Raw genomic sequence first — 16,298 nt, 5'->3', positions numbered from 1 at the left:
CCTACGATATTACCGTCCATTTCGGAGTTTTCTATGCCGACACGCCGCTACAGTGCCGACAGTCGCCGCACCGAGCTTCTTGAACGAATTGAAAGCGATATCCCCTATGCCGTTGCCCAGGCGCTGCGTGAAGACCTGGGGGGCGAAGTCGATGCCGAACGCGATATTACCGCGCAATTATTACCGGCCGACACCCAGGCCGAAGCCACTATTATTACCCGCGAGCCCGGCATATTTTGCGGCCAGCGCTGGCTGAACGAAGTCTTCATTCAACTGGGTAACCAGGTGAAGGTCGAATGGCTGGTGGCAGACGGCGATAGCCTGATCCCCGACCAACCGCTCTGCAAACTGACCGGTCCGGCGCGGGTGTTGTTGACCGGTGAGCGCACGGCGCTGAATTTTGTACAGACGCTTTCCGGCGTCGCGACCGAAGTCAGCCGCTATGTGGCACTGTTACAGGGCACGCAAACTCGCCTGCTGGATACCCGCAAAACCCTGCCGGGGCTGCGTACCGCGCTGAAATATGCCGTACTGTGCGGCGGCGGCAGTAACCATCGCCTGGGGCTTTCCGATGCCTTCCTGATCAAGGAAAACCACATCATTGCCTCCGGTTCGATTAAAAAGGCGGTCGAGAAGGCTTTCTGGCTGCATGCCGACGTACCGGTCGAGGTAGAAGTCGAGTCGCTGGATGAACTGCAGCAGGCGCTGGACGCCGGTGCCGACATCGTCATGCTGGATAACTTCAGTGTCGAGATGATGCGTACCGCCGTGGCGCAAACTCAGGGCCGTGCTCAACTGGAAGTTTCAGGTAACGTGACCAGCGAAACCCTGCGTACCTTCGCCGAAACCGGCGTGGACTACATCTCGGTGGGCGCCCTGACCAAGCACGTAACCGCGCTCGATCTGTCAATGCGCTTTAAATAATCTCCGCCATCCAGACCTCCCTGGCCAGCCGGGGAGGTATTTTCTCGTCAGAATTGCGAAGCTCGCCCCATCTTTTCTCCTTCCTCTGCAATGCTAATAAATTGCTGTGGAACTGCGCCCCAAAACCGCCATAACCCGCTCGAAGCTCACGCCCTGTGCGCTTACCTTTGCTTCCACATTCACATGGAGGCAATAACAGATGGAAACACAGCGCGGTTTTACCCTGATCGAACTGATGGTGGTGATCGCCATTATCGCGATCCTCAGCGCCATAGGCATTCCCGCCTACCAGCGCTATATCCAAAAAGCAGCGATGACCGACATGCTGCAAACCATGACGCCGTATAAGCTGGCCGTTGAGCTGTGCGTGCTCGACAGCGGTGCACCAACCGGTTGTAACGCCGGCAGCCAAGGTATCCCGACCGGTGACGCCTCACGTTATGTCAGTGCCGTCCAGGTCAACCAGGGAGTGATCTCGCTGACCGGTACTCAAACGCTGCAGGGGCTAACGGTCGCACTGACCCCTACCCAAAACACCAGCGGGCTGACGCGTTGGACACGCCAATGCACCAGCGCCAACGCCAATCTGCAGGAAACCTGTCAGGAAGTTTTCCGTTTTGACACTACCGCAACGGCACCAACGCCATGAGTACGACAATCAGCGACGAAATCCATGCGCTGTGCCGGCGCTATCAAGCGCTGGCTCTCAGCGAGGACCAGCACAGCCTGAGCGTAGCCCTGACGGAGGAGGCGCCACAGGCGTTGCTGTCGGCACTGCGTTTCGCCACCGGCAAGCGCATTCATTTGGAACAGTGGCCGGCAGCCCGGCTGGAGCTGGAACTGAACCACCGTCAAATACAGGACGATCGCCCTGCGCAAGACGTTCCAGAAGTTGGACCTGACATGCCCTGCTTAAACGATGACAGTGACGCACCCGTAGTCCAGTTTATCAATCAGGCGCTGCGCATCGCCATTCAACGGCGGGCCTCGGATATTCATTTCGAGCCCTACCAACAGGCTCTGCGTATCCGGCTGCGTATTGATGGGGTACTGCAGACGATAACCTCACCGCCTTTTGCGCTCGCCGCCCGCCTCACTGCCCGGCTGAAGATCATGGGGCAGTTGGATATCGCCGAGCGTCGCCTGCCGCAAGATGGCCAGCTCAGTGTGCAATTGGATAACGCCAGTTACTCGATGCGCATCGCTACCCTGCCCACGTTGCACGGCGAAAAAGTGGTGCTACGGATCCTGCAAACCGAGCGCCAGGATCTGCCGCTGGATCGGTTGGGAATGGATCCGACAGCGCTGGCGCAGTTCGCCGCCGCGTTGTCCTGCCCGCAGGGTATGATGCTGGTCACCGGCCCGACCGGTAGCGGTAAAACCGTCACGCTGTACAGTGGGTTGCGCCAGTTGAATGACGCGCAAAGTAATTTATGCAGCGTCGAAGATCCGATCGAGATCCCCCTGTTCGGGGTTAACCAGACGCAAATTAATGCCAAAACCGATCTGGATTTTTCCCGCGTTTTACGCGCCTTACTGCGACAGGATCCGGACGTGATCATGATCGGTGAGATCCGCGATCGGGAAACCGCGGAGATCGCGGTGAAGGCCGCGCAAACCGGTCATCTGGTGTTATCCACCTTGCACACCAACTCCACCAGCGAAACCCTGACACGCCTGACCCATATGGGCATTCCCGGCTATCTGATTGCCGCTTGCCTGAAGCTGGTGATCGCCCAACGGCTGGTGCGTAAACTTTGCAGCCACTGTCGCTATCAGCACAGCCAACCGGTACGCTTCCCCGCGGCGATTTGGGCCACGCCCCTGCTGCCCTGGCAAGCTGACGGCTGCGAGCACTGTTTTAGCGGCTATTACGGCCGCACCGGGGTGTATGAATTGCTAACCATCACTCCGGAGGTGCAGGCCGGTCTGTTGCAGGGAGCGGCTCCTGGTCAACTGGCCGAGATCGCCCGACAGCAAGGGCAGACCACGCTGCTGCAGGCTGGGTTAACGCTGGTTTCGCAAGGCGTCACCTCGCTGGAGGAGGTGTACCGCATTGTCGGCAACATTGCCGGTGAGGAGGCCGTATGAAAGCGCTGCGCCTTTTCCTCTGGCAGGCGATTGACCCGCAGGGCCAACTGCGTCAGGGCGAACTGATGAGCAGCGAAAAAAACCGGGTTAGTCAGTGGCTGATCGAACAAGGACTGCAACCCTGCCAAATTAACAGCGGGAAACGCATTGCTCCCAGCCAGTGGCGCGGAGAGCCCTTGATCCAGTTCACCCGCCAACTGGCCACCCTGCTGCAGGCCGGGTTGCCGCTGGTCAGCGGGTTGCAACTGCTGGCGACAGAACACCCGTCCGCAGCCTGGCGTTGCCTGCTGCGCGAGGTGGGCGAACAGGTACGGCAAGGCCAGCCGTTTTCCGAGGTTATCGCCGGGCAACACGCCATATTCCCTCTGATCTACCGCCAGTTAATCGCCATCGGGGAACTGACCGGCCACCTGGATGAGTGCTGCCTGCAACTGGCCCAGCAACAGGAAGCACAGCAAAAATTGCAGAAGAAAGTGGTTAAAGCGCTGCGTTATCCCTTGTTTATCTGCGCAGTGGCGCTGTTGGTGAGTATTCTGATGTTGGTCATGGTGCTGCCGGAATTTGCCGGCGTCTACCAGTCTTTCGATGCCCCACTGCCGTGGTTTACCCAAGGGTTGCTGAACCTTTCCACCCTGTTGATCCACGGCGGCCCCTGGCTGGCGGCGATACTGGGCTGCACGCTATTTGCCTATTTTCGCCAACTGCACCCGCAACCACACTGGCGCAGACGCGAACAGGCCGTATTGCTGCGCCTGCCGCTGGTTGCACAATTGATCAAAGGTGGTTGCCTGAGCCAAATATTTCGTATTTTGGCCATGACTCAGCAGGCCGGGCTCACGCTGATTGAAGGGCTGAACGCCGCAGCGCTGTCGGTGGATAATTTATTTTACCGCCAGGCGATTGAGAGGGTGCAGCAACAGATTGCACAAGGCCAGACTTTCCACAGCGCATTGGGGCAGCAGGCGCTTTTCCCCACCTTGTGTCAGCAGTTGGTGCGGGTGGGCGAAGAGTCCGGTTCGTTAGATACGCTGTTAGGCAAACTGGCGCTGTGGCATGAGCAGCAAACTTTTGAGTTAGCCGATACGCTGGCGCAAACGCTGGAACCGATATTGATGCTGGTGGTGGGTGGGATCGTCGGCACGCTGGTGATCGCCATGTACCTGCCGATATTTCAATTGGGGAACGTCTTGGGATAACGCCTGGAGAACCTTGAGTGCAGCACCGAACGGCACCCAAGGTTTGGTCAGGCTAAATCAGTTACTGCCGAACACGCGGTTTTCCTGCTCCGCTACGCGGATGAACGTGGTGCGTTTAGTCAGCTCTTTCAGACGCTCTGCACCGACATAAGTGCAAGCGGAGCGCAGGCCGCCGAGAATGTCACGGACGGTAAACTCAACCTCACCACGCAATGGCAGCTTGACGGTTTTACCTTCGGCCGCACGGTACTGAGCAACACCGCCGACGTGGCGTTTCATCGCTGACTCGGAGCTCATGCCGTAAAACAGCATGAATTTCTCACCGTTTTCTTCCACTACGGTGCCTTCGCACTCGTCATGACCCGCCAGCATGCCGCCCAGCATGACGAAGTCCGCGCCGCCACCAAAGGCTTTCGCTACATCACCCGGTACCGAACAACCGCCATCACTGACGATCTGACCGCCCAGGCCGTGTGCCGCATCGGCACACTCGATCACCGCAGACAGCTGCGGGTAACCCACACCAGTTTTCACACGGGTGGTGCAAACTGAACCAGGACCAATACCCACCTTGACGATATCGGCACCGGACAGGATAAGCTCTTCCACCATTTCGCCGGTGACCACGTTGCCGGCACAAATCACATGGTTTGGGCAGGCCTCGCGCGCTTTCTGCAAGAAGGCGACAAAATGCTCGGAGTAACCGTTAGCGACGTCGATACAGATAAACTTCAGCCCCGGCGACAAGGCCAGAATTTGCTGCATCTTCACAAAATCAGCTTCGGAGGTGCCGGTTGAGACCATCACATGGCGCAGCACCGATGCCGGTACGCGCTGCACAAATGCGGCCCATTGTTCAACGCTGTAGTGTTTGTGGACGGCGGTGAGTACGTCGAAGGAAGCCAGGGCCTCTGCCATGCTGAAGGTGCCGACCGAGTCCATGTTGGCGGCGATGATCGGCACGCCGGACCAGTTCAAGCCAGAATGTTTGAAGGTAAACTGACGCTCCAGTTCAACTTCTGAACGGCTTTTCAGCGTGGAGCGTTTAGGGCGAATCAGCACATCTTTAAAGCCTAACTTCAAATCTTCTTCAATACGCATGACTTATGATTTCCTGGTTTATGGCGACGGATCGCAGGATAGTATTCGAACCTATACCCTATGAATTTCAAGTTGCAGCTAGGCAGCCAGCTTGCTCATCCCCAGGAGCTTACTTAATTAAGTAACTGGGGTGAGCAAGTGCAGTCAACAACGCTGCGGCTTGAAAGGCGACGGGTAGATTAATGCCAGTTCCAGTGTCGTTATCATACTCGCTAATAATCGCCGGACAAGACTGCGAATTCTCCTTTATTTACGCTACAATCCGACAAATTTACCTGCGAATACGCAGTGTGACCTCCCGCTCATTTTCCCTTTCCGGCTGCGTTTTTTATCACCGTACGGGGCAAGCTGCCAGACAAGCGCCGCCTGCTGACTTGCACTTCTGCGCGATCGCTTTATGATTCGTCTATTATTTTTTTATGAACATCAGGTGCATTCCCTACCATGACCTACATTGTTGCGTTGACAGGGGGTATCGGCAGCGGTAAGTCAACCGTGGCAGACGCCTTTGCCCGCCACGGCGTGATGGTGGTCGACGCGGACGTCATCGCCCGACAGGTTGTCGAACCTGGTGCTCCAGCGCTGGCTGCCATCGTCGAACGATTTGGTAATGAAATGTTGCAGTCAGACGGCACACTTAACCGTGCCGCACTGCGCCAGCGTATCTTCAGTAACCCTGACGAAAAGCGCTGGCTGAACCAACTGCTGCACCCGCTGATTCATCAGGAAACCCAACGCCAACTGGCGCAAGTCACCAGCCCCTATGCACTTTGGGTGGTTCCCCTGTTGGTGGAAAACAACCTGCAGGCACGCGCCGATCGCGTGCTGGTGGTCGACGTTGACAGCGAGACTCAGTTGGCCAGAACCATCGCCCGCGACGGTATCAGTCGTCAGCAGGCACAGAACATACTGTCCGCGCAGGTCACGCGCGAGCAGCGCTTGGCCGCTGCAGATGACATAATTGATAATAGCGGCACCGCTCAGGGGATAGAGCCATTGGTTGCCGCACTGCATCGCCGTTACCTTGAGCTGGCGGCATCAGCGACCCGACAGGATTAAACTGAATGAGTGATGTTTCCCCAAGCGTTCTTTTTGAACACCCGTTGAATGAAAAAATGCGCACCTGGTTGCGTATGGAGTTTTTACTGCAGCAGTTGCATGGCCAGCGGGCATTGAGCGAAACAGCTATCGCCCTAACCTTCTTCCGCACTGTCGCCGATCTGCTCGACGTACTGGAACGTGGTGAAGTGCGTACCGAGTTACTGAAAGAGCTGGAACGTCAGCAGCAAAAGCTGCTGGCATGGGCCGATGTACCGGGCGTCGATATGTCGCTGGTGGATCAGTTACGCAACCAGCTGAAACAGCGCGCGGCGGCACTGATGTCTGCTCCCCGCCTCGGTCAATCGCTGCGTGAAGACCGGCTGATTAGCCTGGTGCGTCAACGCCTGAGCATCCCCGGTGGATGTTGCAGCTTTGATTTACCGACGCTGCACATGTGGATGCATGCTCCACAGCAAGAGCGGGATGACGACGTCAGCAAATGGCAGCAAACGCTGGAGCCCCTGAACCAGGCGCTGATCATGGTGCTGGATCTGATCCGTCAGTCCGGCCCGTTTCGCAATCAGATCAGTTTGAACGGTTTCTTCCAGGATAACGCGGAAGGCGCCGATCTGTTGCGCTTGCGCATCAATCTGGCCCATCAGCTTTACCCACAGATTTCCGGCCATAAAACGCGCTATGCGATCCGCTTCCTGCCGCTGGACAGTGAGCTTGGCGTGGTCCCGGAACGATTAACCTTTGAGTTGGCCTGTTGCTAACCCAATGACATAAAAACCTTTCACGCGTTGGAAGGGAGTAAGGAACAGATATGACGACCGTAGTGAAATGCCCAACCTGTGGCAAAGGCGTGGTTTGGGGTGAAGTCAGCCCGTTCCGCCCGTTTTGCAGCAAGCGCTGTCAGTTAATTGATTTGGGCGAATGGGCCGACGAAGAAAAGCGCATTCCCAGCAGCAGCGATCTGTCGGAAAGCGAAGAATGGAGTGAAGGGGACGATCGTTAATCGATCGTCTTTTGTCGGCCTGGTGTCTGCCAGGCCGCTCGTTTTACTGTGCAGCGTTCGCCTGTGCCACCAACAGTTTGATAATACTGACATTGGCCTCCGGAAATTCCTCCTCCCGTAAATCAGCCTGCTTCACCCAGCGCATAGGCTGGCCTTCACGGCCAAAGGGTTCGCCTGCCCAACCTTCCACCAGATAAAAATTCAGCGTCACGATACGATCGCTAAACCGGTGTTCAAGCACTTCCAGTAGTTCTGCGCGCTCGGTTTCAATGCCGGTTTCTTCCTGCAGTTCACGGTTGAGTGCCTGCTCCGGCGTCTCCCCCTGCTCAATCTTACCGCCTGGAAACTCCCAAAAACCGGCCATATGCGAATCGGCGGCGCGACGGGTAATAAAGATTTCCTGCTGGGCGTTACGAATGATGCCAACGGCGATGTTCAGATGTTTCATCACATCCTCCTGATAGATTTGTCGGGCGCGGTAAACGCCCCAAAAAACAGGGGCTCAGCATGCTGAACCCCTGGGTTTTATTGGTTAAACACTGCCGGTCTTAGTTCTGCAGACGACCGTGGCACTGTTTGTATTTTTTACCGGAACCGCATGGGCATGGATCGTTACGCCCTACTTTACGTTCCGCCGTTGCCGGCGCATTCGGATCTTCGGTGACCAGCGCATTTTCTTCATAGTGGCTCAGCTGTTGCTGTTTGGCCAGGCGCTCAGCTTCTTCACGACGCTGCTGCTCCAGCGCTTCAACCTCTTCCGGCATCCGCACCTGTACCTTGCTCAGTACGCTGATCACTTCATGCTTCAACGATTCCAGCATGGTGGCGAACATGTTGAAGGACTCGCGCTTGTACTCCTGCTTAGGATCCTTCTGCGCATAACCACGCAGATGGATACCCTGGCGCAGGTAGTCCATCGCCGCCAAATGCTCTTTCCACAGGGAATCCAGCGTCTGCAGCATCACGCCTTTCTCGAAGTTGCGCATCATCTCGGTGCCAACCACTTCTTCTTTGCGCAGGTATTCTTCCTTCGCTTTTTCGAGAATACGCTCACGCAGCGTTTCTTCGTGCAGCTCAGGCTCTTTATCCAGCCATTCGGCGATTGGCATGTCCAGATCGAAGTCGTTTTTCAGGCGCTCGGTCAGTCCCTGAATGTCCCACTCTTCTTCCAGCGACTGCGGCTGAATGTAGCCGTCGATGGTGGTCTTGAACACGTCTTCACGAATGCTGGTAATGGTTTCGCTAACGTCAGACACGTCCAGCAGTTCGTTACGCTGGCTGTAGATAGCGCGGCGCTGATCGTTGGCCACGTCATCGTACTCCAGCAATTGCTTACGAATGTCGAAGTTGCGGCTTTCCACTTTACGCTGTGCGTTGGCAATCGCCTTGGTGACCCATGGGTGCTCAATGGCCTCACCCTCTTTCATACCCAGTTTACGCATCATGCTGGAAACGCGATCCGAGGCGAAAATACGCATCAGGGCATCTTCCATCGACAGGTAGAAGCGGGATGAACCGGCGTCACCCTGACGACCTGAACGACCGCGCAGCTGGTTATCGATACGGCGTGATTCATGGCGCTCGGTACCAATGATGTGCAGGCCACCCGCAGCCAATACTTCATCATGGCGGATTTTCCAGGCTTCTTTAATTTCAGCAATTTGCTGTTCAGTCGGATCTTCCAACTGTTCAATTTCGGCCTGCCAGCTGCCACCCAACACGATATCGGTACCACGGCCCGCCATGTTGGTGGCGATAGTGACCGCACGGCTTTGGCCGGCCTGAGCTACGATGTCCGCTTCCATGGCGTGGAATTTGGCGTTCAGTACCTTGTGCTCGATACCGGCTTTGGTCAACTCGCGAGAAACCACTTCGGATTTTTCAATCGAGATAGTCCCCACCAACACCGGTTGCCCGTTGACGGTACGCTCACGGATGTCTTCAATGATTGCACCAATCTTTTCCAGCTCGGTCATATAGACCAGATCCGGCATGTCTTTACGGATCATCGGACGGTTAGTCGGCACCACGATGGTATCCAGCTTGTAGATAGAGCTGAATTCAAAGGCTTCGGTGTCAGCGGTACCGGTCATCCCGGCCAGCTTCTCGTACAGACGGAAGTAGTTCTGGAAGGTGATGGAGGCCAGCGTTTGGTTCTCGTTCTGGATCTCCACGCCTTCTTTGGCTTCTACTGCCTGATGCAGACCATCAGACCAGCGACGCCCCTGCATGGTACGACCGGTGTGTTCGTCAACGATAATGACTTCACCGTCTTTTACGATGTAGTCAACGTCACGGGTAAACAACACATGGGCACGCAGTGCGGCGGTCACATGGTGCATCAACATGATGTTAGTCGGTGAGTACAGTGACTCGCCTTCATCCATGATGCCGGCTTCCATCAACATTTCTTCGATCAGGATCAGACCGCGTTCGGTCAGGTGCACCTGGCGCGCTTTCTCGTCAACCGAGAAGTGGCCTTCGCCCTGGAAGGAATCGGAATCTTCTTTTTCCTGACGGATCAGCTTAGGGATCAGCTTGTTGACCCTGATGTACATCTCGGAACTGTCTTCGGCCGGGCCGGAGATGATCAACGGAGTACGTGCTTCATCGATCAGGATGGAGTCAACCTCATCCACCAACGCATAGTGCAGCTTACGCTGAACGCGCTCTTCCGGGCTGAACGCCATGTTGTCGCGCAGGTAGTCGAAACCGTATTCGTTGTTGGTACCGTAGGTAATGTCAGCGGCATAGGCTTCACGCTTGGCTGGCGCAGGCATTCCTGGCAGGTTAATACCAATGCTCAGACCGAGGAACTCGAACAGTGGGCGGTTGTTTTCGGCGTCACGCTGTGCCAAATAGTCGTTCACTGTTACCACGTGCACACCACGGCCGCTCAGGGCGTTCAGGTAGGCAGGCAGGGTTGCGGTCAGGGTTTTACCTTCACCGGTACGCATCTCTGCGATACAGCGATCGTTCAGGACCATACCACCCAGCAACTGCACGTCGAAGTGACGCATACCGAATACGCGCTTGCTCGCCTCACGCACTACGGCGAAGGCTTCCGGCAGCAGGTTTTCCAGCACTTCGCCCTTTTCCAGGCGTGCGCGGAACTCGTTGGTCTTGGCTTTCAGCTCGTCATCGGACAGTTTTTCCATGTCCGGTTCCATCAGACCGATCTGCTCAACCGATTTACGCATGCGGCGAAGTGTACGATCGTTACGACTACCAAAAACTTTGGTCAATAATTTCACTAACATAATGTTTGATATCTCTGTCATGACAGCCAACACAGGCCGTCAATTTGCTGTTATTTTTTAGGTTTTTTGTCGCCCGACGGGCAAAAAATCAGCTTAAGACTGTGGGTCCAGCACGGATGCCCTGCACCTGTGCAAGCCACAACCCTGTCTGATGCTGCGCAATGGCAGGCAGCACGGCATGGTGGGTATCACGAATGATGGTCGGCGGCTTCGGCTCATGCGTCAACAGCGCGTTGAGAGTAGAAAGCAGCGCCAGTTGCGCTACCTGTGATGGGGGTTCGGTCGCTTCCGCTTCGCGTTCCTGTATCCGCGCGTAAACTGCCTGCGGAGCGAGAGCAAAAGAAAGGTGACGAATGACGGTGCGAAGCGCATGCTGGTGCCAATAATCGACACTGAAATTCGGGCGACGATGCGCTTCCTGCAGCAATGCCAGACTGTTAAAGGCACCGCTGGCGGAATTTTGCCGGTTAAGGCTGGACGAGGTGCTCGGCAGAGCGGCTTGATCGGGTGCGCCGGACAGATTTGTAGGTACGCCAAGCGTGGCCGCGACCATCCCTAACAGGAGATGGGGCCAGAAATAACGTCTGCCAAATTGTCGCCAACGATTTAGAATACCGATCACGAGTTTATTATCCGCCGGAGCCCATTATGCGCGATAGCCGTCCACAATTATTAGATTCCCTGTTTGACGACGCTCACACAGAAGACAAAGGCCCGCTGTATAACGTCCAGCAACGCGCAGTGGCGCTGCTTAAGCTTAACCGGGCAGTGAAAGGCGTATTGCCGGTTCAACTGCATCCCTGGTGCCGCGTCGCTAATTTCCGACAGGGTATTTTAGTGCTAGAAACGGCAAATGCCAGCTGGATGATGCGTCTACGCTACGAACAACCGGCTTTATTATCTGCACTACGAGCGCAAATTCTACCATCATTGTCGTCGATCGACATCAGGATTAATCCTGCCTTGATGGCAAAAGGAAACAACCTTGTGCAGAACGCCGCAAAAACCACAGGAAATCCGCAGGCGAAGGTGCCTATGCGTCATCTGAGCCAGGAAAGTGCTGAGGAATTAAGGGGATTGGCGAGTCGCAGCCCAGAAAAACTGCGCAAGATATTGGAACGACTGGCATCGTTGGCCGGAGAAGGTGCCAACGCTACCAGTCGCGATAAGTAATCAGCGGTATCTACCCTTCATACTTCAAGCTGCATCTTTGTTGGCTGTATTTTCTCACCCGAATCACTGACTTGAGTCAGTTCATCGGGCTTCGCTCACTTGCCGCCGCGATGCAACTCCAATTATTGTGGGTATAGGCTTATGCCAATACGGTGGACGGGGCTTTGAATGCCAGTGGCATTTCGGCTTCGTCCTGGAAGGTGACAAATTCCCACGCTTCCTGTTTCGCCAGAACCGCTTGCAGCAGTTTGTTGTTCAGCGCATGACCAGATTTGTACGCGGTGAACGCGCCAATAATGTTATGGCCGCACATGAACAGGTCGCCGATGGCGTCCAGCATTTTGTGGCGTACGAATTCGTCTTCAAAGCGCAGACCGTCTTCGTTCAGCACGCGGTAATCATCTACCACGATGGCGCAGTCAAAACTGCCGCCCAGGGCCAGGCCACGTGACTGTAAATACTCGATGTCACGCATAAAACCGAAGGTACGCGCACGGCTGATTTGACGCACGAACGAGTCGGCAGAGAAATCAAGGCGGTAGCGTTGCGTACTGGCATCGATTGCCGGGTGGTTGAAGTCGATGGTGAAGTCCAGGCGGAACCCGTTATGCGGGGACAGCTCGGCCCACTTGTCGCCATCTTCAACACGCACGGTGTCTTTCAGACGCAGGAATTTCTTCGCAGAGTTCAGTTCTTCAATGCCGGCATCCAGCAACAGGAAGACGAACGGACTGGCACTGCCGTCCATGATAGGGATTTCGGCGGCGTCAACTTCGATAACGATGTTGTCGATGCCCAATCCAGCCAGTGCGGCATTAAGATGCTCAACGGTAGAAATACGCACGTCATGCTCATTCACCAGGCAAGTACATAGCATGGTATCACGCACGGATTTTGCATCAGCCGGGAAATCAACCGGGGGATTCAAGTCAGTGCGACGATAGATGACCCCGGTATTAGCCGCCGCGGGGCGCATTGTCAGCGTGACCTTCTTGCCGGTATGCAAACCGACACCAGTCGCCTGAACAATACGTTTTAATGTCCTTTGTTTGATCATCGTTTTATCTCGCAATGTTATCAATCCTACCGACCAAGCATACAGCAAGGTCGGCGGGACAGTTTAGCACAAAGAGCGGAGATTCCAAATTCTCAGGATATTCTTAGTCTGCCTGCTTGCGCAGGAAGGCAGGAATATCAAGATAGTCGGGCTCTTTATTAGGCTGCGCAGTCGGATCGTTAACTACCTTGGCGGCAGGTTTCACTTCCTGCGGCAACGGCGACATGCCGTGCTGCTGGTAGCGATGATCCATCACTGGCTGGCTGGCCTGTTTGTTGGTCACCAGAGTGATTTCCGGACGTTTGTCCATGCCGATACCGGTCGCAACCACGGTCACGCGCAGTTCGTCGTTCATTTCCGGATCCAGCGAGGTACCGATAACTACGGTCGCATTGTCGGAAGCGAAAGCACGAATGGTGTTACCCACAGTTTCGAACTCATCCAAACGCAGGTCGAAGCCGGCGGTGATGTTGACCAGAACGCCGCGAGCGCCGGACAGGTCGATGTCTTCCAGCAGTGGGCTGGAGATCGCCATTTCCGCTGCTTCTTCAGCACGGTCTTCACCACAGGCAACGCCGGAACCCATCATCGCGTAGCCCATTTCGGACATTACGGTGCGCACGTCGGCAAAGTCGACGTTCATCAGGCCCGGACGGGTGATCAGTTCGGCAATACCCTGCACCGCGCCTTTCAGCACGTCGTTAGCCGCGCCGAACGCGTCCAGCAGAGAAATACCGCGACCCAGAACTTTCAACAGCTTGTCGTTCGGGATAGTGATCAGTGAGTCCACATGTTTGGACAATTCTGCAATACCCTGCTCAGCGAACGCCATGCGTTTCTTGCCTTCAAAATTGAAAGGCTTGGTAACCACGGCCACTGTCAGAATACCCAGATCTTTAGCAACTTCTGCGACGACTGGCGCTGCACCGGTACCGGTACCGCCGCCCATGCCGGCTGCAATGAAGACCATGTCTGCACCATCCAGTGCGGCGCGCAGGGCTTCACGGTCTTCTTCCGCTGAATTGCGACCCACTTCAGGGTTCGCGCCTGCACCCAGACCTTTGGTAATACCGCTACCGATCTGGATGGTTTGGCCAACTGCCGTTTTACGAAGCGCCTGAGCGTCTGTATTAACGGCGAAGAATTCAACACCTTCGATGCGCTCGCGCACCATGTGTTCAACGGCGTTGCCACCGCCACCGCCGACGCCGATGACTTTAATCACCGCGTCATTGGTTAGTTCCATTGGTTCAAACATAGTTTCTCTCCGTTTTGTGCCTGTCGCTGCGAGATCATAAAAAGATTACTCAGCATGATCTCTTTGTTGAAACATTAAAACTCTTTTCTCAGCCAGCTATTGATACGTTTAAACCAATTGCCCACCGAGGCGCGTTTTTCTACTTCTGCCTCACCACTCAGGTGAGACTCTTTTCCATAGTGCAGCAGACCTACCGCCGTAGAGTAGTAAGGCTCCTGCGCATAATCCGTCAGACCCGTGATGTTCAAGGGTTGGCCGATGCGTACCTGGGTATGGAATACCCGTTGCGCACAAGCTGCCAGGCCATCAATCTGGGCGGCGCCACCGGTCAGCACAATACCCGCTGCCAGATGATGCTTAACCCCTTGCTGACGCAGTTGCTCCTGCAATTGCAAAATCTCATCGTTAACCAGATTCAACAGTTCGGTGTAGCGTGGCTCAATAACTTCAGCCAGTGTCTGTCTTTGCAGACTACGAGGAGGACGCCCCCCAACGCTTGGCACCTCTACACTTTCATCCTTGCTAACAATCGACCCAAGCGCACAGCCGTGTCGAACTTTGATCGCTTCCGCATCTGTCGGCGGTGTGCCGAAGGCGTAGGCGATATCGCTGGTGACCACGTTCCCGGCGTAAGGGATCACTTTGGTGTGGCGCAACGCACCGCCGGTGTACACCGCCATATCCATGGTGCCCCCGCCGATATCCACCACACAAACGCCGAGTTCGCGCTCATCTTCGGTCAGTACCGCATAGCTGGCGGCCAGACCGGCGAAAATAAGTTGGTCTACTTTCAGACCGCAACGTTCTACTGCCTTAACGATGTTCTTCGCCATATCGTTATGACAGGTAATCAGGTGCACCTTGGCTTGCATACGCACGCCGGACAACCCAACCGGGTTTTTGATGCCTTCCTGATAGTCGATGGCGTATTCCTGAGGGATGACGTGCAGGATGCGGTGTTCATCGCGTACACGTACCGATTTAGCGGTATGCACCACGTTCTCCACATCTTCCTGTGTCACTTCCTCTTCGGAAATAGGAACCATCCCTATTTCGTTCTGGCAACTGATGTGTTTCCCCGATAATGCGAGGTAAACCGAAGAAATCTGGCAATCAGCCATCAGTTCGGCCTGATCGATAGCGCGCTGTACGCACTTCACTACCGACTCCAGGTCGTTAACGCCACCCTTATCCATGCCGCGAGACGGGCAGCTGCCCACCCCGATAATGTTGACCATGCCATCGGGCAGAACTTCCCCTACCAATGCGGAGACTTTTGCAGTACCGATCTCCAGTCCAACTACCAGTTTTCTGTCCGTCGACTTGATCATTGTTGTTTTGCCTGTGCCTGATTCTGTTGCTGATTACTGTTTTGCTGATCGCCTGCTGCCTGCGGGTCGATTAACACTGGGGCCCAACCTACCGATGCACCGGCCTCATAGCGTAAGTCGACATAGCTGACTCGCTTGCTTTCTGCCTGCCCCTGCTGCTGCAATACCGGATAAAGCTCGATAAAGCGCTGCAGGCGTCCGGTGCGATCGTCGCGTCCCAGCTCCAGCCGAACATCATTATCCAAAGCCAGCTGCCAGGAGTGGCGGGCACTCATGGCCGCCATTTTCAGCGTATATTTGCTGGCCGCTAACATGCTGCTCATGGTCCGATATCCATCCAGAACATCCTGTTCGCTCCCTTCCGGGCCATAAAGCAACGGCAATTTCTGTTTGCCAATTCGTTCTGCCGGCACGCTGAAGGATTTGCCTTCGGCGTCCACCATGTGCAAATCATTCCAGCGCGCTACCGGGACATATTCCACCAGGTGGATTTTCAGCTCATCCGGCCACTGCTTGCGTACGCTGGCCTGCTTGATCCACGGCAGGCGTTCAATCTGTTGCTGGATGATGTCCACATCCTGCGTCATGAAAGTTCCCGGCGATCCCAACGCCAGGATCGCCTGGCGAATATCGTCGTTGGTGGTGTAGTGACGTTCCCCGGTCACCACCAGTCGTGACAGCGGCAGGCGGCTGGCGTCTTTCATCCAGCCAATTACCGCCCAGCCACTCCACAGGACCGTTCCCAACACCATCAGCAGGAAAACCATTCCCGCCAACTGGGTTCCATTGCTGCGGCGCGGGTTGTTATCCACCTCGCGTTCACGTGCATTCAGGGCAGCTTGCGACAT

Annotated in this window: 16 protein-coding genes; 8 read left to right on the top strand and 8 right to left on the bottom strand. The window is 55.6% G+C overall.

The genetic code is table 11. The features are described 5' to 3' along the window. Nucleotides 1-33 precede the first annotated feature (33 nt). From nadC to hofC, 4 genes are all read left to right on the top strand, one after another. A complete protein-coding gene (gene nadC, locus NHG65_RS03500) occupies nt 34-924 on the top strand; it encodes a carboxylating nicotinate-nucleotide diphosphorylase (RefSeq protein WP_099063068.1) in 891 nt (296 codons plus the stop codon). A gap of 199 nt (nt 925-1,123) precedes the next feature. Continuing rightward, the gene (ppdD, locus tag NHG65_RS03495; protein ID WP_099063069.1) at nt 1,124-1,573 is read left to right on the top strand and encodes a prepilin peptidase-dependent pilin; all 450 of its coding nucleotides are present in this window, start codon (nt 1,124-1,126) and stop codon (nt 1,571-1,573) included. Beyond that, complete coding sequence (gene gspE / locus NHG65_RS03490) at nt 1,570-3,015, top strand: type II secretion system protein GspE (RefSeq protein ID WP_261416051.1); 1,446 nt, start codon at nt 1,570-1,572, stop codon at nt 3,013-3,015. The genes ppdD and gspE overlap by 4 nt, the downstream gene beginning before the upstream one ends. Continuing rightward, entirely contained in the window at nt 3,012-4,211 is a 1,200-nt protein-coding gene (hofC, locus tag NHG65_RS03485) for a protein transport protein HofC (RefSeq protein WP_499182941.1), read from the top strand. Before gspE ends, hofC begins: the two co-directional genes overlap by 4 nt. Before the next feature lie 57 nt (nt 4,212-4,268). Here the strand turns inward: hofC and NHG65_RS03480 are convergent, their stop codons facing one another. Continuing rightward, on the bottom strand, nt 4,269-5,312 hold the full coding sequence (locus NHG65_RS03480; RefSeq protein WP_099063072.1) for a GMP reductase: 1,044 nt from the start codon (nt 5,310-5,312) through the stop codon (nt 4,269-4,271). A 444-nt stretch (nt 5,313-5,756) separates the two neighbouring features. Between NHG65_RS03480 and coaE the strand changes: the two genes are divergently transcribed. The 3 genes from coaE to yacG are packed head-to-tail and all read left to right on the top strand — an operon-like array spanning nt 5,757 to nt 7,371. Continuing rightward, nucleotides 5,757-6,371, top strand: a complete 615-nt coding sequence (gene coaE / locus NHG65_RS03475; RefSeq protein ID WP_099063073.1) for a dephospho-CoA kinase — start codon at nt 5,757-5,759, stop codon at nt 6,369-6,371. A gap of 5 nt (nt 6,372-6,376) precedes the next feature. After that, nucleotides 6,377-7,129, top strand: coding sequence for a cell division protein ZapD (zapD, locus tag NHG65_RS03470; RefSeq protein ID WP_085120239.1), 753 nt, complete (start codon nt 6,377-6,379; stop codon nt 7,127-7,129). Nucleotides 7,130-7,179: 50 nt separating this feature from the next. After that, nucleotides 7,180-7,371 (top strand): DNA gyrase inhibitor YacG, encoded by a 192-nt coding sequence (gene yacG, locus NHG65_RS03465; protein ID WP_099063074.1) that lies wholly within the window; start codon nt 7,180-7,182, stop codon nt 7,369-7,371. 43 nt (nt 7,372-7,414) lie between these two features. Here yacG and mutT read toward each other — a convergent pair whose 3' ends face one another. The 3 genes from mutT to secM form a co-directional block, all read right to left on the bottom strand. Further along, complete coding sequence (mutT, locus tag NHG65_RS03460; RefSeq protein WP_085120238.1) at nt 7,415-7,819, bottom strand: 8-oxo-dGTP diphosphatase MutT; 405 nt, start codon at nt 7,817-7,819, stop codon at nt 7,415-7,417. A gap of 100 nt (nt 7,820-7,919) precedes the next feature. Continuing rightward, on the bottom strand, nt 7,920-10,631 hold the full coding sequence (gene secA / locus NHG65_RS03455; RefSeq protein ID WP_099063075.1) for a preprotein translocase subunit SecA: 2,712 nt from the start codon (nt 10,629-10,631) through the stop codon (nt 7,920-7,922). An 88-nt stretch (nt 10,632-10,719) separates the two neighbouring features. Further along, nucleotides 10,720-11,253 carry a secA translation cis-regulator SecM gene (gene secM, locus NHG65_RS03450; RefSeq protein WP_099063076.1) on the bottom strand — a complete coding sequence of 178 codons (534 nt, stop codon included), beginning with the start codon at nt 11,251-11,253 and terminating at the stop codon, nt 10,720-10,722. A gap of 26 nt (nt 11,254-11,279) precedes the next feature. Between secM and NHG65_RS03445 the strand changes: the two genes are divergently transcribed. Further along, nucleotides 11,280-11,804, top strand: a complete 525-nt coding sequence (locus tag NHG65_RS03445) for a DUF721 domain-containing protein (protein ID WP_099063077.1) — start codon at nt 11,280-11,282, stop codon at nt 11,802-11,804. A gap of 139 nt (nt 11,805-11,943) precedes the next feature. On the opposite strand, the gene lpxC is transcribed toward NHG65_RS03445, so the two are convergent. The 4 genes from lpxC to ftsQ form a co-directional block, all read right to left on the bottom strand. Continuing rightward, the gene (gene lpxC, locus NHG65_RS03440) at nt 11,944-12,861 is read right to left on the bottom strand and encodes a UDP-3-O-acyl-N-acetylglucosamine deacetylase (RefSeq protein ID WP_017891607.1); all 918 of its coding nucleotides are present in this window, start codon (nt 12,859-12,861) and stop codon (nt 11,944-11,946) included. Between the two features lie 103 nt (nt 12,862-12,964). Then, the gene (gene ftsZ / locus NHG65_RS03435) at nt 12,965-14,119 is read right to left on the bottom strand and encodes a cell division protein FtsZ (RefSeq protein WP_004950150.1); all 1,155 of its coding nucleotides are present in this window, start codon (nt 14,117-14,119) and stop codon (nt 12,965-12,967) included. 74 nt (nt 14,120-14,193) lie between these two features. Continuing rightward, nucleotides 14,194-15,450 carry a cell division protein FtsA gene (ftsA, locus tag NHG65_RS03430; RefSeq protein ID WP_004950148.1) on the bottom strand — a complete coding sequence of 419 codons (1,257 nt, stop codon included), beginning with the start codon at nt 15,448-15,450 and terminating at the stop codon, nt 14,194-14,196. Further along, nucleotides 15,447-16,298: a cell division protein FtsQ gene (gene ftsQ / locus NHG65_RS03425; RefSeq protein ID WP_099063078.1), complete on the bottom strand. Its 852-nt coding sequence runs from the start codon at nt 16,296-16,298 to the stop codon at nt 15,447-15,449. The genes ftsA and ftsQ overlap by 4 nt, the downstream gene beginning before the upstream one ends.

It is taken from the genome of Serratia myotis (assembly GCF_027474885.1).
Classification (GTDB): domain Bacteria; phylum Pseudomonadota; class Gammaproteobacteria; order Enterobacterales; family Enterobacteriaceae; genus Serratia; species Serratia proteamaculans.
Note: the sequence above shows the minus strand (reverse complement) of the source record. Positions and strands in the feature narration are given on the sequence as shown.